Below are 19,954 nucleotides of genomic sequence, written 5' to 3' on the forward strand. Positions count from 1 at the left end.
TCCATAATAGTCATTAGGTTATTTGCACATATATTTATATTTTTAAGTTTGAAATTAGAACATTGACTAATCCCTCCACCAATTTAATCTCCTCTCGCAAGATGGAAAAAATCAAAATACTCGTGGCCGACCCTATTTCACCCAAGGGGATTGAATATCTCAAAAAAAATCCCGCCTTTGATGTCGAAACTCGGGTCGGCCTCTCAGAAGGCGAGCTTGCTGCTATCATCCCATCCTATCATGCGATTCTAATAAGAAGCGAAACAAAAATAAGATCATCTCTTATCCAAGTGGCCGAACAGCTCCGTGTAATCGGACGCGCTGGCGTAGGCATTGATAATGTAGACGTTCCCGCTGCTACTGCGCGCGGCATAGTCGTGATGAACACGCCAGTCGGCAACACCATCTCGACCGCTGAGCACGCCTTTTCCCTACTCATGAGCCTAGCGCGAAATATTCCTCAAGCCCATCTTTCCATGACTAAAGGAGAATGGGACCGCAAAAGTTTTCAAGGCGTCGAGCTCAAAGACAAAACGCTCGGCATTATAGGAGTCGGTCGGATAGGTAGCGAAGTCGCCAAACGAGCTCAAGTTTTTGGCATGAGAGTGATTGCTTACGATCCTTTTCTCACCCACGCCCGCGCTCAGATCCTACAAATCGAGTTATTCGAAACGCTTGAAGAAATGTTGCCACAAGCTGATTTTATCACCCTGCACGTCCCAGGGACGCCAGAAACCATGAACCTACTAGATGCAAAACGACTGGCTTGTTGCAAGAAGGGTGCTCGCTTGATCAATTGTGCACGCGGAGGGCTCATCAACGAAGAAGCGCTACTTCAAGCTATAGATTCCGGGCATATCGCAGCAGCTGCGCTGGATGTCTTTACAATTGAACCCTTGCCACAAAACTCTCCACTGCGCTCCCACCCCAAAATCATACTCACACCACACCTCGGAGCCTCAACCCAAGAAGCTCAAGAAAACGTAGGCCTCGAAATCGCTGAGGCAGTCGAGGCCTATCTTCTCCATGGCATCATACGCAATGCCGTCAATATGCCAAACGTAGAGGCCCGCGCCCTAGCTGTGCTCAAACCCTACATACAAGCCGCTACGCGCCTCGGTTATCTCGTCGAACAACTCACACCTCACCGACTCGATGCCGTTAAAATCCACTACTCCGGCAAGGTGAATGAACACGACACCACGCCAATCACGCGCGCCGCACTAAAAGGACTCTTGTTAACTGCCGGCGGCACTTCCGTAAACGAAGTAAATGTCCTGCATCTCGCTGACAATCTCGGCCTCAAGTGGAGTGAACATAAAAATAACGATGACGAGGAATATAAAGACCTGATCACCCTCGAAGCCATCTTCGGAAAAGAGCACCTATCCGTCGCCGTGGCCATCTTTGGCAATCGCCCAAGAATTGTCCGAGTAAATGACAGAAACCTCGAAGCGGCCTTGGACGGAAAATTGCTTGTGATCGAAAATCGAGATCGCCCTGGAATTATAGGCTGGCTCGGCACTATTCTAGGACGTCACCACATAAACATCGCGAGCATGGCACTCGGAAGAGCAGAACCAGGCAGTCGCGCCCTTAGCATACTTCATCTCGATAGCGTCCCTTCTACAGATGCGCTCCAGGAGATCGCCCAAGATAAGGATATTTACAGCGTGAAATTTATCGACCTACGCTGAAGCCTGTTGACGGCGCCAAGCTGCGTAGGCTGAGGGAAGAATTTCTGATGGCTTGATCTCACTCCGTCCGCCCCAGAAGATGTTGGTGTAAAGCACGGGTATCCCCACTTCATTGAGGTGCGCATCAATCGCAGCTTTGTGAGCCTTCACAAGCTCTTTATCTGTGCCGTGGGCAACCGCCATAATATTCACATTCTTAAACTCAGGCCCAGCCTCACGCCAATAACAATGTGTCAGCGCATGAAACCGCCCCACCTCTTCACCCGCTCTTTTCTCCAAGCCTGGCGGCACTGCCCAATGAAAGAGCGCATTGAATTTTGTCACCCTTTCTCCAGCAGCATTGGGCTTCACATGCTCAAGGAATGTAGAGAAACGCCCAATAATTTTTTTATCCGCAAGCCCCTCAGCAACAGCACAAAAACGCTCATAATCTAAACCAGCCTCCTCAGCTCGCCTTAACCAGAGATCATCGCCGATCTCGTGAGGCATGCACTCTCTCTTCAGGTAGCTTAAGACATGCCATTCCTCATCGCTCAAGCGGGTGACTTTGATTTCGTGCATCTCTGCAGGTGTATCCGACTTAGAGCCAGGCTTAATTTCGCGACGCCTTACATGCCCCACTCCCAAAACAAAGATGCCCTTTGCTGGCATTATCCTGAAAGCCTCCGCACCGATCTTGCGCTGAAGGCACTCGCAGTGCTCCTCTAGAGAGAATCCCTGTGGCACTTTAAGTGTCGTCCATAATTTATAGGTGCTTCCTGCAGCTTCGGTGTCTGTTGAACGAATAACAATATGCCCGCTAAAAGGATCTTCTTTCCAGAGCCAATCAAACGCCGCATCTAGCCTCTCTTGCGCCACACGCCAAGCCACCAATGCACCGGGCGCAAGATCATTCGCTATCAATGTTAACCTGACTCGCCGTATCGTCCCAGCCTCAAGCATCGCGCGAATCCTTTCAACCACTACATCATAGGGGACACCGCTTAAAGCTGCGATTTGCGCAAATGGCTTGCGATGAAACCCCTGAATTCGATCTTCCGACACCGCCAATATGGCAGCATTGATCGGATCGTAAGTGCTAACGGGAATCGGAGTGGATGAAGTCGTGGTCATAAAAACTTCTCTATGGCCAGAGCCATCTCAGCGGTGCTCACCCGCTTCGTCCCTTCGGAATAAATATCTGCCGTGCGATAACCTGCCGTGATCGCTTTGCGGACCGCTTCCTCTATACTTTGAGCAGCCTCTTCCATTTGGAAACTGAACCGAAACATCAACGCGGCCGAGAGAATCTGAGCAATCGGATTGGCAATTCCTTTGCCCGCGATGTCTGGCGCTGTGCCTCCACTTGGCTCGTATAAACCAAAGCTCCCCTCACCTAGAGACGCGCTCGGAAGCATCCCCAGTGAGCCTGCCACAGCAGCCACCTCATCACTGATGATGTCGCCAAACATATTTTCGCATAAGAGAACGTCAAATTGTTTCGGGTTTTTTACGACCTGCATCGCAGCGTTATCCACGTAGATGAAGTCAAGCATGACGTCCGGATAGGACGCAGCGATACGTTTCACAGTCTTACGCCAAAGAAGGCTGGACTCCAGCACATTAGCTTTATCTACGAGGGTGACTTTTTGGCGACGTTTTTTAGCTGCCATGAATGCCAGATGAGTGATCCGCTCGATTTCTGGAGTCTCGTAGACTAGCGTGTCGATCGCACGCTCGCCGTGCTCAGTGGAAACCGTTTCCTTAGGCTTGCCGAAATAAATTCCACCAGTCAATTCACGCACAACAAGCAAATCAAAGCCCCCTCGAATTAAATGGCTTTTTATGGGCGACGCTTCGACGAGCTCAGGATAACACAATGCCGGTCGTAGGTTGGCGTAAAGCTTGAACATTTTCCGGAGCGGCAACAGAGCTGCCCTCTCGGGTTGCTCCTGTGGCGGCAGGGATTCCCATCTCGGCCCCCCTACGGATCCGAAAAGGATAGCATCGGATTTTTGGCAAACATTCACCGTCTCTTCGGGCAAAGCTTTTCCACAGGCATCAATAGCCGCACCGCCCACCAGCGCCTCGGAAAATTCCAGTTTACAATCATATTTCTCGGCGACCTTTTTAACAATCGGCAAAGTCACGGCCATGACTTCCGGGCCGATGCCGTCTCCAGCAAGCACTGCTATGCGATGAACCTTCATGGCTTTGAATTAACTTGCGAAGCTAGCCGAAGCAATAAGCCTTGGTAAACTGAAAAACCAATTTTTCCTAGCCTTGCAGAAAAAAATCTTTAACTGCACGCCAAACCGTGCGAGTATTGCACCCCAATCAACTCATCATCCATGGAAATCAAAGATATTCGACTCGTCATCGAGCTCATGGATAAACATGGGCTTGGGGAATTTGAACTCGAAAAGAAAGATTTCAAAATCAGATTAAAAAAATCCACTTCTAGTGAGCTGCCTATTTTATCCTTCCCCCCTTCCCTTCCGAGTGGATCTCCACAGCCATCTCCACAGCCTATTGCTAACCTTGCACCGATTCCCGTTACAGGCACCACTCTTTCTGCTCCCCCTACGCAAACTTCCACCCCGCCCCCACCCGCAACTCCCTCGCCAAGCGCTCCGAGTAACGCTCAATACAAAGAAATCTTGTCCCCGATGGTGGGCACTTTCTATCGCTCGCCGTCTCCCGAAGCTCCTCCATACGTCGAAGTTGGACAAGAAGTCACCGAAGATACCGTCGTCTGTATCATCGAAGCCATGAAAGTAATGAACGAAATCAAGGCAGAGATACGCGGCACGATCACTGAGATATTGGCTGAAAACGGTAAGCCAGTGGATTACGCGAAGCCTTTATTTAGAGTGCGGGTTAGTTAACTCCTTCCAGTCTTCACAAGATTGAGTAACTCAACGGTGTTTTGATAATATCCATGTTTCGAAAAATTCTAATTGCCAACCGAGGTGAAATAGCCGTCCGCATCATTCGAGCTTGCCGTGAGCTCGGAATTAAAACGCTGGCTGTCTATTCTGAGGCCGACGCGCAGTCGATGCACGTGCGACTTGCCGACGAGGCGATTTGCATAGGGAAAGGACCAAGCTCCGAAAGCTACCTAAAGATCGAGCGCATCATCAGTGCGGCAGAGATCGGCAACGTGGATGCGATACACCCAGGATACGGTTTTCTAGCGGAAAACGCACACTTCGCTGAGGTGTGTGAAAGTTGCAATATCAAGTTTATAGGCCCTAAGCCTTCCGCTATTCGTGCTATGGGCGATAAATCCGTGGCGAAAGAGACGGCCCGTAAAGCGGGCGTGCCTGTTTCCCCAGGCAGCCTGAAGCCGGTTGAGACCGAGCAGGAAGCGCTGAAACTCGCAAAAGAGATTGGTTACCCTGTGATGATCAAAGCCGTTGCGGGCGGCGGCGGAAGAGGGATGCGGCCTGTCTATAACGACGTCAGCTTAATACAGGGTTTTGTCTCAGCAAAACTCGAAGCTGAAAAAGCCTTTGGAGACGGACGACTGTATATCGAAAAATTAATCGAAAACCCTCATCATATTGAATTTCAAATCATCGCCGATGAACACGGAAAAGTCGTTCATGTAGGAGAACGGGATTGCTCCATACAGCGTCGGAACCAAAAGTTGCTCGAAGAAGCCCCATCGCCGATTCTCACCCCCAAACTGCGTGATAAAATGGGCAAGGCCAGCATTAAGCTAGCTCAAGCTGTCGGTTACACCAACGCGGGCACGATCGAATACTTGGTAGATGACGACGGAAACTTCTACTTCATGGAGATGAATACGCGCATCCAAGTCGAGCATCCTGTGACAGAAGAAGCCTACGGAGTGGATCTGGTAAAGGAGCAGATTCGGATCGCTGCTGGCAAACCGCTATCAAAGCAGTTCGATGATTTGAAGCCGCTTTATCATGCTATCGAATTTCGTATCAACGCAGAAGACCCTTCACAGGATTTTCGGCCCTCTCCGGGAAAGATTGAGTTTTATTACCCCCCAGGTGGATACGGTGTGAGGCTAGATTCTCACGCTTACGAAGGCTACGTTATACCGCCTTATTATGACTCGATGATCGGAAAATTGATCGTCAAAGGTGAAGACCGCGAGGAGGCGATTACGCGGTTAGATCGAGCATTGGATGAATTTATTATAAAAGGAATCAAAACGACGATTCCGTTTGGCCAGCAGCTCACTCAAAATAGTCAATTCAGAAAGGGTCAATACACGACGGCGTTTATTAGCCAACTATCAAGTCCGAAGCAGCCGCCTTCTCGTTCCTAGCCTATTCTTGAGGTGGTCAAATTTCATTCAGGCTTGGCTTGCACATTCAAGCTTGAGCCGTAACGCGCAGCATTCTTATCGCATCGCAGCAAGGCTTCCATACAGGCAAACAAGAAAAGCAGTGTAGGCATGTTTTGGCGGACATCCCCATACATCAGCCAAAAGGTTATCGTTAAAGTGATGAATAGTGCAGTGACAGCAGTATGACACATTTTGAGGGTGTTTGAATTCCACTGACTCCGAGTAAACCTATGATGTCGATAGCAGGCGCAGACCATAAATCCTGCTACGGCTATCAAACCAAATATTCCCAGGCCGAGGAGAGCACTTAGCACACCGTTATGATAGTTGCCCGTTACAATGGCCCAAGTATGTTGGTCTTGTAGGTATGTAGAACCATCAGCTGAGCGTCCACGAGCCAGCACACTGATGAGTTCGTTAAATGAAAATGCATAACCTTTACCCACAAGCCAGTATTTGGGAATCAATTCCATGGCAATCTCCCAAAGCTCTAAGCGCCATAATGCAGACATTTCAGCATCATATTCAACATGCCGCTCAACCTTGGCGCCAGGAATCCAAGAAAATGCGCGCTGCCCCGCATCTGGAAGCTTATTCAAATTCATTCCCACGATAATCAGTGCTACGAGTGTTACTCCGATAAAGTTGATTAGGCGCTTTATGCTCCAAGCTCTGTGATAAAACAAGATGATACAAAAATACAAAATGAATGCCGTGACACCTATCCTGAAGCCCGAAAAAGCAGTTATTGCAAGCAGCATAAGGATAGCTAAAGCATATGCTAACCCATTTATACGGAAAATCTTATTGAAATCAACGTGGCAGGCTAATGCCATCAAAAGTATGATTCCTGCATCTCTTAAACCCAGCACTCTAAACATTAAGTCGGAGTATGGACCAGAGGATTCCGCATAGATGATTGCGTTATCGGCCTCAACAAAACGATTGAGTAAATCCCCGCCTATACCTTTCATGATCAAAAATTCCGCAAATGCTCTCAATCCACAAAGCAAGGCCATCACTGTCAATGCCTTAGGCCATATCTTCTCAGGCAAATTAATGTATGGTAAGAGGAAGACCACACTAATGCTAATAAAAAGCAACACATAGTTCATGCCTCCCCAAGACTCACTACCAAGCAGGCGAAATCCTGAACCCCGATAAGCCATGGTAAGGGCTAATACCCCAGCAAAAATTATTACAAAAAAATGAGCCCAGCTCTTTTGGTAATAGAAAGTCTTCGTAAAAGCTAATCGCAGTAGTGTTACAAAAATCAATGCTAAACCAAAAAGATAATGCAAATTCATTTGCCCTGGAATGAACGGCGCTGTCAGGTTCGACCATGCAAAGGCTACCACTGCAAATGCTATTAACTGATACTTAACAACAGCTACAAAAGTAAAGACTATCGCCGTAATGAAAAAAATCGGAAGCCAATCGCTTTCTGCGAGTTTCTGCCCAAAATAAATAGCAAGCAATATTCCCAAAACGTGAGCAAAAAATACTTTGACCGCTATTGGCATGCGTCTTTGCGAAAACAATAAGTTGCTGGCACCAAGCGTCAAATAAAAAAACTCTCCTGGATTGAAATCCAGCTACGAGACACTACAAATTTATGGAATCAAAAGTTCCACGGCGTTGTGGTCGCTATAATCAATTGAGGTCGGAATGGCTCGCGCTCGAAGTTTCCCTAGTCCATATGTCATAATATAATCAAATGTAGTTCCTGAAAAAGCTCCACGCCCCTTCCAGGTGATTCTATCATGTTTTGGAACTTCAGAGAAGGTATTGTAAAAACCCGCTTCTTCGAGGATTGCGATCGCTCGGTCACCAAATTGTCCGTCATGGTTGGTGTTAAAGTCCCCCCCGATCACAGCCCCAGAGACCTGTTCCCGACCGTAAATGTTCAGCATCCTCTCGAAATGCTGAATAAGTTGCCGTGCTGCTTCATTCCTGGCTTCCCAGTTGTCTTGATCAGTATATCCATCTAAAACCCGATTACTCTTAAAATGAACTCCATAAACAAAAAGCAACTTTCCCCACTCTCTAGGATCTTCAATTGCAGCAAAAGTAAATCCTCGCCTCAACATCGGCAACTTCGTCGTTTGCCACTCCTCATACCATGCTGAATTCACAGGATAACGTGAAGCAATTGCAATCTGCTGTCGTGTCACCTCCCCATTTTCCTTAAATCTAGATATAACCGCTGGCTTCAGCCCAGGAACCGCTGAGACGAGTTCTCTAAACGATTTCAAATCACGAATCTCCACGCCGATAAAAATGTCAGGATTCATCCTCCTTAACTCTTGCCTCGCAACCTGCATATGCTTAAGCTCCTGCTTAGGCTTGGGATTAGGTGTCGTGCCAGGGAACCACTCTATATTTGAAACTACGACTTTGATCTCCCCAAAGCTTATTCCTTCCGTCCCAAACCATAAAAACACGATCGCGAGGACGATCTTCAAAGAGCGCTGGATACATCCTACTAACCCCAATACGGTTCGCATACAAACCCACCGTATAACAGAATTATCCACCATGACAATAGGCCGGATATCCCCTCAATTCCTACCCCATGAGTCAAAAACGCCCGTCAGTGCTAAGGCCTCAACATCTCATCCTTGGCAAACTCTTACCTCTTCCCCCCCGCAACACCCTTGCTTGCAAATTCTAAAGCTATCGGCTATATAAATCTTTACCCCAAACACCTAGCATCACTTATCACATGAATATCATAAAAAAAGTATGCCTATTAGGCACTCCAGGTGTCGGTAAGACCAGCACCGTAGCGCGTTACGTTAAAGGAATTTACTCCGAGGCTTATCATTCAACAATAGGCGTAAAAATTGACAAAAAAAACATCCAGTTCAACGGCCTAGATGTCACCTTAGTCCTCTGGGACCTAGCAGGTGAGGATTCATTTGAAAAATATCGCCAAGCCTACCTCCGCGGAGCTTCAGGTTTGATTTTCATAGCTGACGGCACTCGGCCTGAGACACTTCAGCACGCCCTCGCCATGCAACAATCCGCTTTACAAAACATCGAAACTGCTATCCCTCACATCCTCATCATCAACAAGAAAGACCTCGTAGACCAGTGGAAAATTCCACAAACCCTCATTGACACGCTCGCGCAACAACACCCCCTCTTCCTTACTAGCGCAAAAACTGGCGAAACCATAGAAGAAGCCTTCAATTTATTGACTCAATACATGCTATCCAATAACCCAGCCCCATATACCCCCACCTCCTTTCAATCTACACCAGCAGCTTCAACACAGTCTCCTCTAGCCCAGGAACCTATCGACCAGATCACCTCATCTGCCGGATTAAACCCAAACGGTGAAACAGCCACACCCCCCTATCCACACTCACCATTTCTCCCCGTCTCCCCGCAGCCCTCCAGTCCATACCCCCCACAGTAACTGCAATCTCGCCCGCCATCCGCGTCCGTCAAATCAAATGCCCTCCCAACTCTTCGGAGTTGCCTCCATACAAATAACTCTCCCACTAGCCATCATTCTTGCCCTAGGAATCCCCACTGCCTGCTCTCGATATCCAGAAAGACCAGACTTTACTTTCGTCAATGGCCCCGAGCCAGAAAGCCTCGACCCCCACACCATCACCGGGCAACCCGAAATGCGCATCGTTCACGCATTATTCGAGGGCCTCACCACCCGCAACGGCCGCGGCGAAATCGTTCCAGGAGTGGCCCAGTCCTGGAAAATTTCTGACGACCTGCTCACCTACCGTTTCTATCTCAGACCTGAAGCCCGATGGAGTGATGGATCCCCAGTCACCGCATACCAATTCCATCAAGCATGGGAACGTGCTCTCCGCCCCAGCACAGCCTCCCTTTACGCTGAAATGTATTACCCGATCGCAGGCGCAGAAGCTTACAACCGAGGACAACTCACCGATTTTTCCTCAGTCGGCGTCGTCCCTATCGATGCAACCACTCTCGAAATCCGCCTCCATCAACCTTGCCCCTACTTTTTAGACCTCCTGGCCTTCCCCACCCTCTTCCCAGTTCGCACCGACTTAATTGAAAAATATCCACAAGAATGGATCAAACCGCACCGACTCATTTCAAATGGCCCCTACCGCCTCGCTGGATGGTATCTAGATGATCGCATCATCCTCGAACGCAACCCTCACTACCACACCCCTGCCCACTTCCAAAGGATTCACGCCCTCACCCTCACCTCGCCTACCACCGCTTTCAACCTCTTTTACACGGGCCGCGCAGATCTTGTCCTCGATAAAGGCCTTGTCCCAACATTATTCATAGAAAAAATCCGAGACAAACCCTACTTCCACGCCAACCCCTTCCTCGCTACCTACTTCTACCGGTTTAACGTCACTCGTCCCCCTCTCGACAACCCCCTAGTCCGCCGCGCCCTAGCGCTCGCCATCGATAAAGCCCATCTCACCCGACGAATCACCCGCGCAGGCGAAACCCCAGCTCGATCTTTCGTCCCACCTGGAATCCCCGGTTACACCCCATATCAAGGCCCAGACTACAACCCAGAGCAAGCCCGTGCCCTACTCGCACAAGCTGGCTACCCCAACGGGCAAGGCTTCCCTCTCCTCACCCTCCTCTACAATCAATCCGAGCTCAACGAAAATATCGCCGTCGAAATCCAAGCCATGTGGAAAGAAAACCTCGGCATCACCGTCTCCCTCAAAAAGCAAGAATGGAAAGTATACCTTGCCTCGCTAGACCAACTCGATTACCACATCGCACGCTCCTCATGGGTCGGCGATTACAACGACCCCAACACCTTCCTCGATATGTTCGTCACCGGACGCGGCAACAACCGCACAGGTTGGTCTCACCCCACCTACGACAGCCTTCTCGCCCAAGCCAATGCCACCGCCGATCCGCACCGACGCATGGAGCTCCTTCGCCAAGCTGAAAAAATCCTCATCGAAGACCAAATGCCTATCGTCCCCCTCTACTACTTCGTCGGCATCGCACTCTATCACCCAGACCGCCTCGGAGGATTTCACCCAAACGTCGTCGACCATCATCCACTTCATGAACTCTTCTGGCTCCCCACACACCGCAAGCCACAAAAGAGCGTTTCCTTGTCCTCCCCTCCCATGTTAGACTAACCCCTCGTGCAACTCCCATAATACATAATACATGAACACCATCGTCGTCGGCGCCCAGTGGGGCGATGAAGGTAAAGGAAAAATCATAGACGTATTAACCGAAAAAGCTGACATCGTCGTCCGCTGCCAAGGCGGCAACAACGCAGGACACACCGTCGCCGTAGGAAACGAAAAATTCATCCTCCACCTCATCCCCTCCGGTATCTTACGCCCTCGAAAAATCGGCGTAATCGGCAACGGCGTCGTCGTCGACCCCACAGCCCTCGTGGACGAAATCAAAATGCTCGAAAATCGAGGCATCAAAACCCGAGGCCGCCTATGGCTCAGCACCCACGCCCACCTCGTCATGCCTTATCATCGCTTCCTAGATGCACAACGCGAAGAAGCACAAGGTGAACGCAAAATTGGCACAACCAAGCGCGGCATCGGCCCCGCCTATGCCGACAAAATCCTCCGCATCGGTCTCCGCGCAGCCGATCTACTCCAGCCACGCCAAATCCGAGAAAAACTCCAACACCGCTTTGCTGAATTTTCCGACCACCGCCAAATCGGGAAAATTGAGCCCCTAGACCTAGCAAAAGTCCAATCTCAAATCGAACAGTGCGCCTCCTTCCTTGCTCCCTACATCACCCACACCGTCCTCTATCTCCATAAAGCATGGAAAAACGGAAAACGCATCCTATTCGAAGGAGCTCAAGGCACCTTCCTCGACATTGACTTCGGCACCTACCCCTACGTCACATCCTCCAACACCACATCCGGCGGATGCCTCACTGGAAGTGGCCTGCCCCCTCAAGCCATAGATAAAGTCGTCGGAGTCGTCAAAGCCTACACAACCCGAGTCGGAGAAGGCCCCTTCGTCACCGAAGACGAAAAACTCGGCGACCACCTTCACTCCCTTGGCCGAGAATACGGCGCCACCACTGGCCGTGCCCGCCGCTGCGGTTGGTTTGACGCCGTCCTCACCCGCTACGCACAACGCATCAACGGCATCGAAGAACTAGCCGTCACAAATTTAGACGGCCTAGATCATCTCTCAAAAATCCCCCTCTGCATCGCCTACGATTACAAAGGCACCCGCCTGACGGATCCACCCGCCGTGCTCGATGATTGGAAAATCTGCCGCCCAATCTACAAAGAATTCAAAGGTTGGCAGTGCGACCTCTCCGGTGTCCGCAAATATTCCGAGCTACCACAAGCCGCACAACGCTACCTGAAAGCTATCGCACAATACTCAGGCGCCAAAGTAACACTAGTCTCCGTCGGACCAGCTCGAGAAGCCACATTCCACGCCCCGCGCTAGCCTCATATCCCATTCAAGGCTGGCTCATATCAGACCCCAAAGCAAAAGGATCGTGAGAACGGAGATTAAAAGATTGCAGCTGATCCAGAAATTTAAAATAAGAACCAAAAGTCCTCTCCGGCATCGCTGGCAGATGCGACACTTCAAACCAATTCAAGTAATCATTCAACCCATCCCGATGCTCCTGCATACGCTGAGCCCATGCTTTAGCCTGAGCCAGCCGCTCTAAATAATCCGCACCGGCTTCTCGAGATAAAATCAACCCCTCCAGCGCCTCACGAAACGAAGCAACAACTGGACGCCATGCAAACTGCGCACGAAGCTCAAGATCAATCAACGCTCGAATCTTCTCTCTGATAGCCCCCTCAGCGGCAGGGTGCTCCAGCGCCTCATGAAGACGATCCAAAGTCGTCAAAACCGGTGTCGAGCCATCAGAATTCTGTAGCACAACCTTCTGCAGACGCATCAATTCCGCCGCCGTCTGATCCCACGTCAAAATTATATCAGAAGGACGCTGTAAACCCTTCAAATAATCCTTCCACAGCGGCTCAAGTCTCTCCGGATTAGGCCAAGGGACAGATGAACCACGTGAACCTAAAACCCGAGGGATATACTGCATAAGTTGCCGCTGAAATTCGGCTCGTGTCATACTGTCCTGCGTTAACCAACACACCAAATGATAAACATGCGCCTGCTGCCAAGCCCGAAAAAGAGTATCGGGACTAAGCTCCTTCCAACCCAAAATGTCTTTAAGCGACGGCGATCGGCCTATACGATACGCACGCACAACAATAGCCGTCCAGGTATCGTGCCTCTTATCAAAGAGCGTCTGTGTTAATCCCTCATTCAACCAAAGCGGAAGCGCAGGCAAGTAATCCCCAGGCTCAAATGGAATAAAGCGCGTAAGAGCCTTCTCATAAATCAAAATACTCACAATCTGCCGAATCAGCTCCTCAGGAGGCTGAGGCCAAGAAGTCGCAGTAAGCTGAAAATCATACGCCCGAGGACGCAACCACAGATGGATACGAAAAGGCTCTGCCGGCAACACCTTCACCAAACTAGGATCAAATTTTTCATAGAGCACAGCCCCCTCGATCCGAAGAAGAATACGATCACGCCATGCAGTCTTAAGCCCCAACCGAGGCGCAAGCTCATTGCGAATATGCGTGACCAGCTCAATCAACGGTGGATGCGCCGAGCGGTCATGACTCTCGACGACAATCTGCCCACACGAAGAAACATCCTGCCCCCACTGAGGAATGTGATATTGCCCCCAGGCTATGGGTAAAAGTTGAGAAAAAAACCATAGCCAAAAACCCTTCTGAAACCGAAAAAGCTTTGGAAGATAATGTTGTAAGACAATCACACTACCGCCATCATCCATAATTATGGCTATGATCCTCCACGCAGCAAGTGAATTGACACCCCTAGCAAAAACTGGCGGCCTCGGCGACGTCCTGAGCGCACTGCCTGCAGAGCAAAGAATACTAGGAAATAAGGTGGCCTGTGTCCTGCCATTCTACCACGACGTCGATAAACGCTTACCACAAAAGCCGCGGCGTGAGTTGAGCATCAAAGTGCCAGTCGGAGGAGAAGAGATTGACGCCCAGATTTATTCAGGGCGACTAGCAAACGGCCTCGTCGTTTTTTTAGTGCAATACGATCCCTTCTTCAAACGCCCTGAGCTCTACGGCGAAAATAATCGCGACTACCCCGACAATGTGCGGCGTTTTATCTTTTTCTCTAAAGCCGTAGTGCAACTAGCACGGCATGTCCGCCCCATCCCACAAATCCTCCACGTGCATGACTGGCAGACAGCACTCGTCCCTGCCTTCGTAAAGGCAGCCGGCTTACCTTTTAAGACAGTGCTCACGATACACAACCTAGCATTTCAAGGTCAGTTCCCAGGCTATGAATTTGCACTAACAAACCTACCACTGGGCTATTTCCACGCCGAAGGTCTAGAAATGCATGGTGGAATCAACTTCTTAAAAGGCGGCATTAAATTAGCGGATTGCGTGACGACCGTAAGCCCACGCTACGCCGTAGAAATTCAAACCGAAGAGTATGGCTGCGGCCTAGCTCAAGTCCTAAGAGCACGGAGCGCAGATGGTTCCCTCGTCGGCATCCTCAACGGCATCGATACCGCCGCCTGGAATCCTGCTTCAGATCCCTTGATCCCAGAAAATTACGGCATCCACAACATGAGTGGAAAAAAGAAGTGCAAAGCTGCCTTGCTCAAAGAATTCAAGCTCACCGGTGTAGACAAGCCGTTATTTGTAAGCATAGGAAGATTAACCGAGCAGAAAGGATGGCACTTCACACTCGGCTTGATAGACCGAATCGTGGCGCTTGGCGGAAACCTCGTCTTGCTTGGCACGGGAAGCCAAGCGCTAGAGCAAGGGTTAAAGGAGGCTGCGACGCGCTACCCCAAATCCGTAGGCGTGAAAATTGGTTTTGACGAAGAACTGGCGCACCGGATCGAAGCGGGAGGCGACTTTTTCCTAATGCCCTCTCGATACGAACCCTGTGGATTAAATCAAATGTATAGTCTCCGCTACGGCACAATTCCAATCGTGCATAAAGTAGGAGGCCTGTCCGACACCGTCCAAGAAGGTGAAGGCTACGACAACGGACTTGTCTTTGAGCCCTTTGAATTGGATGCCTACAGTAAAGCGATCGAGCGAGCGTTTAAGCTCTACAATGACACAAAACGATTCACTGCAGTAAGACAGCGCGGCATGCAAATGGATTTGAGCTGGAGACGCAGCGCTGAGGCTTACTGCAAGCTGTATTCAAGCTTGTTGTGACAACCAAGAATTCCTCCTAATTTCCCCAACCCCATAGCTCTAAAGAAGCAGGCTAACTCTTACTCGCTATTTTGGGCCGTTTTAGAAAACTGAAAAATTCCTTTGCTTCCTGCATTCTCGTAAGAAAAGCGCAGAAAAAAAAGACTACGGTTGCCAATAAAATCACACTCAGAAGTCGAAGCGCTTGTTCAAATAGACTATCAGACCCCGGCCATAGACCAATCGCAACCCAGGCCGTAAGAGCCATCATCAAAGTTGAAAAAAAGAGCGAGCACAAAAATCGACCCCACGAGGAAAAAAGATGAACCCGGCGGCTTATCATTACAAGAAGCTGTGCAGAGTTAATTAGTGCTAACATTGAAGTCGAAAAAGCCAATCCAATGTGTCCCCACCCCAGCGCATAAAAAAAAACTGAGTTGAGAATGAGATTGATACCCATGCCCCACAGGCTCACTCTCAATGGCGCTTTCGCTTCTCCTAGTGCGTAGAAGCAAGGCGTAAGGACCTTTATCAAGGAATAGCCGACAAGCCCCAAAGCATATGCTTGAAGCGCTTGAGATGTAGCAAGCGTATCATTCGAGAGGAACCGTCCATGCTCATAAATAACTTGAATGATGGGATAAGCTAACACAGCAAGGCCTGTAGCTGCAGGTAACGTCAAGAAAAGTGTCAGACGAATCGCATGAATTAAAGCATGGCTAAATCCCTGCATATCACCCCGTGCTTTCAAAATACTCACTGCTGGAAGAGTGACTGTCGCAATCGCTACTCCAAAGACTCCGATTGGAAATTGCATCAAGCGAAATGCGCAATTTAACCACGATATGCCCCCATTGATCATAGATGCAAATACGCCGTTTACCAGCACGTTGACCTGCACAGCCGAGCCTGAGATAACACTTGGCAACATTAAACGAAGGACCTCACGTAGATGCCGATCCTTGAGATCCCAGATCCAGCCAGCTCGAAAGCCCTGCTTCCAAAGACTGGGAAGCTGGATCAAGAGTTGAGCTATCCCGCCTATCAAAACCCCGAGCGAAATTCCGTATAATGCTTTTTCAGTGAAGTGCGGCTTTAACCAGTTTTCTTGAGGATCAAAAAGATAAGCCAATGTGACACCGGTAATTACACTGACAATGTTGAAAACAGTCGAAGCTGAAGCCGGCAAAGCAAAGACATGACGAGCATTCAAGATGCCCATCACCACTGCAGCTATTGATACGAAAAAAATAAATGGGAACAAAATTCGGGTTAACGCAACGGTCAACTCCCACTTCCCCTCTACAGCATGAAAGCCTGCGTTTGTAAGACTAATAATCAGCGGTGCCGCAAGAATACCTAGCAGGGTGATGGCCCCCATGAAAACGATCATTAAGGAAAACATCAGACGAACAAGCCGCCAAGCCCGCTCCGAGCCCTCCTTTTCATGCACTTGCGTAAATACCGTAGTGAAGGCAGTCGATAGTGCACCCTCGGCAAGAAGATCGCGCAGCAAGTTGGGGATACGAAAAGCCCCATAGAAGGCATCCAGCAGTTTCCCTGCGCCAAACATCGCTGCGAGCACCTGTTCACGAACAAGACCAAAAATCCTTGAGCCGACGATGGCTAAACCGACCACTCCTACACGACGTGTAGTCTGCCCGCGAATTTGTTGATCAGTTGAGGTTGATAAATTATCCACACTGAAGTCTTCTAAGTTGACGATATTTCAAATGAGTTTCCCATGCAGAGCCCAAAGCTATTTTCCAACCTAATTTACCGTCTAGAAAGCCCAGTCTTATAATATATCCTCGAATAAATCGCCATAAGGCGCGCAGTTCCGGCTCCAGAGGCAATATTTTTCTTCGATACCTCTTAACAGCCGACTCAAGCCATAGACTAACGTAATGTTCGATACGCTTACGACGATCGGCCTCATCTCGGTATGAATAGTGGTATAAATGACCATTAAGACGTTCTCTTCTTCCAAAGACTCGGATTTTTTCGTGCACTCGACCTCCTACCACTTTGGCTTTGTATTTTTGAAATAGTCGCGGAAGCCAGTCTGGATACCAATCCCCATGGCGAATCCATTTCCCTTCATAAAATGGAAGTCGACAGACTTCAAAAGCTGAAGGAGGATGGCGACGACCATGCCGCTTCAGACGGAGTATGCTCTCACATAATTCTTCACTGACCTCTTCGTCCGCATCAATTGAGAATATCCACCCCATCTGGGCTAATTCAAAAGCATAATTTTTCTGTTTACAGTATCCCTGCCACTCTCGATAAACAAATCGAGCCCCAAATTCCTCGGCAATCTTTTGTGTGCGATCTGTGCTTCCACTGTCCACTATCACAATCTCATCTGCAAAAGGTTGAACGCTCTTTAAACAACGTGGAAGTGCCTCTTCCTCATTTAATGTAATGATGCATACAGTGATTTTGATCGCGTCACTGTGACTCATGATAACTTTGTCCGTTCATGAAGCTGCGTTTTCCTTTTGAGCTTCAAAGTTCGCAAGCACTTCTCCGAGGACCACAGTGAAGCAGATGCCTCCACTCTCCCAGTTCGCATGAGGAAGAAAATCTTCATCAAATGCGCGAAGAAGCCTTTGAATTTGCTCCTCATTCCATGAGCGAGAACGAAGCAATATTACCGTCCCAGCAATTTGCCCATTGGGTAGATAGTGAATGTCAAATGCAGCCGCATCTTGGCCATCCAGCTGCGCAACAAAACGTTCTGAACTTAACGTCGATAAAGTTCGTTTCCACGTAAAACTCATAGAGTTTTCAAAAATGCGACGCTACAAATAATGAAAACTACCCCTATGATTAATGAAAAACAACCTCGATTGCTGCGATAATAAACGCCTGTCCCAGGAATACTAAAGGTCGTGTAACGTTTACCTTTTGCTGTTGTGCCAACTCGAAACCCCCGACCGCCGATTGAGTAACCGACTCCAGACTTACTTATGTTGACTCGAAAAGGACCGAGATTAACTGATCGTCGGTAGTAGAAACCCATACATCTCAAATCCTATTACCACTACATACGCTCATAATCTACGCTGTTTTTTAGTTTCTCCGAAGTGCTCCTCTTTTATAGCTTGGAAAGTAGATGGAAAAAGAGATCGCCACGAATCGCAAAGCTTATCGGGATTATAAAATCCTGGAAACAGTAGAAGCGGGCATTGTGCTGCGCGGCACAGAGGTGAAATCAATTCGACAGGGACATGTCCAAATCGATGGAGCATTCGTGAGGATTGAGAAAAATCAAGCTTACCTCTGGCAAGCAAAAATAGAGCCTTACGAAAATGCGGCCCATGATAATCACGAGCCTCTAGCTCCACGCAAACTTCTACTCCGCAGATCCCAAATTCAAAGGCTTTACTCTCAATCAGCAATCAAAGGCCGCACTTTAGTTGCTTTGAAAATGTATTGGAAAAACAACTACGTAAAGGTGCTGATCGCCCTCGCTCAAGGCAAACAGCAACACGACAAAAGAGCTGAGCTAAAGAAAGCTGAAGCTGAACGCGAAATAGCTCGAAGATTTCGACGCAGCAGCTAACGGGCAGGCAGCAGGCTTCTAAAGCAATTCGTCTTTTCCCCTTCTCTCTTTGATCGCAATTTCATAGTGCCTCCACAATTTAGAAAAGACTTTGTCCCAGCTAAACTTATTGTGCACTTCTCGAGCAGCTTCTGCACCGATTTTCGCCAAATCTTCATTAAAGATCCTTTCAATCGCATCTGCAAGTGCATGCGAAGAATTATTCCTTGCCCAATACTCATGCCCACCAAAAACATTAGCATCCATATAGCTTCCCCGAATCCCTATCACTGGGCATCCACACGCTTGCGCCTCCAGCGTCACAAGGCCAAAAGTTTCACAAATGCCTGGATGAACAAACAAATCAGCGCATCGGTAGTATCGTGCCAAGACATTGCTCTCATTCACGTATGAGCGCCAGACAATTTGACCTGTCTTCTCTTGATAGTTTTTTACAAGAGAACGCAACGGCCCGTCACCAACAACAACAAGCCAGTAGAGGCGATCGGAATCTCTGCAAAGTATTTCAAAAGCTTCGAGCAAGGTATCGATATTTTTTTCTCGTGCTAGCCTACCTACATATAGCAACACATAAGCATCTGCAGGAATCCCAAGTTGATCTTTCCAAATTAAATCAGGTGCATCGGGATGAAAAATTTGGGTGTCAACACCCAGTTGAAGTGTGACGGCATTCCGCACCCCCCACCTTCGCAAAAGCTGACGTAGATGATCGCTCGGAACAAACGTAGCATCCATTTGAGAATATAATCGCACGATGTATTGCTCACACCATCGCATGAGCTTCCGATAGGCCCACTTTCCTATGTATTTTCCGAGTGTCCTCAAATAGGCCTCCGGAAAATGTGAATGGTAAAACCCTACAACAGGCACACCTAGCTCTCGTCCCATTTCAAGAGCTGTCCACGCTAAATGGTAAGGATCTCCCGCTTCGATGATATCCGGACGTGCCTCGCGAAGGTATTCCTTTACGACTTTTGTATTCAGTAAAATTCGGTAACGAGAGGTCCGGTCTATCCGCGGCGACCATACTGTAAACACCTTTATCCTCCCGTGATCCTCCAACCTCGTAGCGTCGCCAGGCACAATTAGAATATGCTCATCCAGTGTCTCTCGCTCGATGTATCGCTGTTTTTCGTAAATGTAACGTTTCACTCCACCGCTTTTCGGGGAA

Annotated in this window: 17 protein-coding genes; 8 read left to right on the forward strand and 9 right to left on the reverse strand. The window is 48.9% G+C overall.

The window, feature by feature from the left end; translation table 11 throughout:
- Window positions 1–62: 62 nt before the first annotated feature.
- A complete protein-coding gene (gene serA / locus NZM04_03660) occupies window positions 63–1,697 on the forward strand; it encodes a phosphoglycerate dehydrogenase (GenBank protein MCS7063135.1) in 1,635 nt (544 codons plus the stop codon).
- Here the strand turns inward: serA and NZM04_03665 are convergent.
- Together NZM04_03665 and leuB are read right to left on the reverse strand one after the other, a co-directional pair.
- Window positions 1,689–2,810: an Lrp/AsnC family transcriptional regulator gene (locus tag NZM04_03665; GenBank protein ID MCS7063136.1), complete on the reverse strand. Its 1,122-nt coding sequence runs from the start codon at window positions 2,808–2,810 to the stop codon at window positions 1,689–1,691. The genes serA and NZM04_03665 overlap by 9 nt on opposite strands.
- Window positions 2,807–3,886: a 3-isopropylmalate dehydrogenase gene (gene leuB, locus NZM04_03670; protein MCS7063137.1), complete on the reverse strand. Its 1,080-nt coding sequence runs from the start codon at window positions 3,884–3,886 to the stop codon at window positions 2,807–2,809. The genes NZM04_03665 and leuB overlap by 4 nt, the downstream gene beginning before the upstream one ends.
- Before the next feature lie 141 nt (window positions 3,887–4,027).
- Here leuB and accB point away from each other — a divergent pair, with 141 nt between their 5' ends.
- Complete coding sequence (gene accB, locus NZM04_03675; GenBank protein MCS7063138.1) at window positions 4,028–4,564, forward strand: acetyl-CoA carboxylase biotin carboxyl carrier protein; 537 nt, start codon at window positions 4,028–4,030, stop codon at window positions 4,562–4,564.
- A gap of 53 nt (window positions 4,565–4,617) precedes the next feature.
- On the forward strand, window positions 4,618–5,982 hold the full coding sequence (gene accC / locus NZM04_03680; protein ID MCS7063139.1) for an acetyl-CoA carboxylase biotin carboxylase subunit: 1,365 nt from the start codon (window positions 4,618–4,620) through the stop codon (window positions 5,980–5,982).
- A gap of 23 nt (window positions 5,983–6,005) precedes the next feature.
- Here the strand turns inward: accC and NZM04_03685 are convergent, their stop codons facing one another.
- Complete coding sequence (locus NZM04_03685) at window positions 6,006–7,526, reverse strand: O-antigen ligase family protein (GenBank protein ID MCS7063140.1); 1,521 nt, start codon at window positions 7,524–7,526, stop codon at window positions 6,006–6,008.
- Window positions 7,527–7,616: 90 nt separating this feature from the next.
- On the reverse strand, window positions 7,617–8,510 hold the full coding sequence (locus NZM04_03690; GenBank protein ID MCS7063141.1) for an endonuclease/exonuclease/phosphatase family protein: 894 nt from the start codon (window positions 8,508–8,510) through the stop codon (window positions 7,617–7,619).
- Between the two features lie 218 nt (window positions 8,511–8,728).
- Here NZM04_03690 and NZM04_03695 point away from each other — a divergent pair, with 218 nt between their 5' ends.
- From NZM04_03695 to NZM04_03705, 3 genes are read left to right on the forward strand one after another with little or no spacing between them, the layout of a single operon-like run.
- Window positions 8,729–9,427: a GTP-binding protein gene (locus NZM04_03695; GenBank protein ID MCS7063142.1), complete on the forward strand. Its 699-nt coding sequence runs from the start codon at window positions 8,729–8,731 to the stop codon at window positions 9,425–9,427.
- Window positions 9,345–11,120: a peptide ABC transporter substrate-binding protein gene (locus NZM04_03700; GenBank protein MCS7063143.1), complete on the forward strand. Its 1,776-nt coding sequence runs from the start codon at window positions 9,345–9,347 to the stop codon at window positions 11,118–11,120. Before NZM04_03695 ends, NZM04_03700 begins: the two co-directional genes overlap by 83 nt.
- Before the next feature lie 31 nt (window positions 11,121–11,151).
- The gene (locus NZM04_03705) at window positions 11,152–12,423 is read left to right on the forward strand and encodes an adenylosuccinate synthase (GenBank protein ID MCS7063144.1); all 1,272 of its coding nucleotides are present in this window, start codon (window positions 11,152–11,154) and stop codon (window positions 12,421–12,423) included.
- A 13-nt stretch (window positions 12,424–12,436) separates the two neighbouring features.
- Here NZM04_03705 and NZM04_03710 read toward each other — a convergent pair whose 3' ends face one another.
- Window positions 12,437–13,807 carry a hypothetical protein gene (locus NZM04_03710; protein ID MCS7063145.1) on the reverse strand — a complete coding sequence of 457 codons (1,371 nt, stop codon included), beginning with the start codon at window positions 13,805–13,807 and terminating at the stop codon, window positions 12,437–12,439.
- A 4-nt stretch (window positions 13,808–13,811) separates the two neighbouring features.
- On the opposite strand from NZM04_03710, the gene glgA reads away from it, so the two are divergent.
- Window positions 13,812–15,233 (forward strand): glycogen synthase GlgA, encoded by a 1,422-nt coding sequence (gene glgA, locus NZM04_03715; protein MCS7063146.1) that lies wholly within the window; start codon window positions 13,812–13,814, stop codon window positions 15,231–15,233.
- A 52-nt stretch (window positions 15,234–15,285) separates the two neighbouring features.
- Here the strand turns inward: glgA and murJ are convergent, their stop codons facing one another.
- From murJ to NZM04_03730, 3 genes are read right to left on the reverse strand one after another with little or no spacing between them, the layout of a single operon-like run.
- Window positions 15,286–16,914: a murein biosynthesis integral membrane protein MurJ gene (murJ, locus tag NZM04_03720; GenBank protein MCS7063147.1), complete on the reverse strand. Its 1,629-nt coding sequence runs from the start codon at window positions 16,912–16,914 to the stop codon at window positions 15,286–15,288.
- Window positions 16,907–17,680 carry a glycosyltransferase family 2 protein gene (locus tag NZM04_03725; GenBank protein ID MCS7063148.1) on the reverse strand — a complete coding sequence of 258 codons (774 nt, stop codon included), beginning with the start codon at window positions 17,678–17,680 and terminating at the stop codon, window positions 16,907–16,909. Before NZM04_03725 ends, murJ begins: the two co-directional genes overlap by 8 nt.
- Before the next feature lie 15 nt (window positions 17,681–17,695).
- Window positions 17,696–17,998 carry a hypothetical protein gene (locus tag NZM04_03730; protein MCS7063149.1) on the reverse strand — a complete coding sequence of 101 codons (303 nt, stop codon included), beginning with the start codon at window positions 17,996–17,998 and terminating at the stop codon, window positions 17,696–17,698.
- A gap of 335 nt (window positions 17,999–18,333) precedes the next feature.
- Here NZM04_03730 and smpB point away from each other — a divergent pair, with 335 nt between their 5' ends.
- Window positions 18,334–18,783 (forward strand): SsrA-binding protein SmpB, encoded by a 450-nt coding sequence (gene smpB / locus NZM04_03735; GenBank protein MCS7063150.1) that lies wholly within the window; start codon window positions 18,334–18,336, stop codon window positions 18,781–18,783.
- An 18-nt stretch (window positions 18,784–18,801) separates the two neighbouring features.
- On the opposite strand, the gene NZM04_03740 is transcribed toward smpB, so the two are convergent.
- Entirely contained in the window at window positions 18,802–19,935 is a 1,134-nt protein-coding gene (locus NZM04_03740; protein MCS7063151.1) for a glycosyltransferase, read from the reverse strand.
- Between the last annotated feature and the right edge of the window lie 19 nt (window positions 19,936–19,954).

The sequence above is a fragment of the Candidatus Methylacidiphilales bacterium genome (assembly GCA_025056655.1).
Lineage (GTDB): Bacteria > Verrucomicrobiota > Verrucomicrobiia > Methylacidiphilales > JANWVL01 > JANWVL01.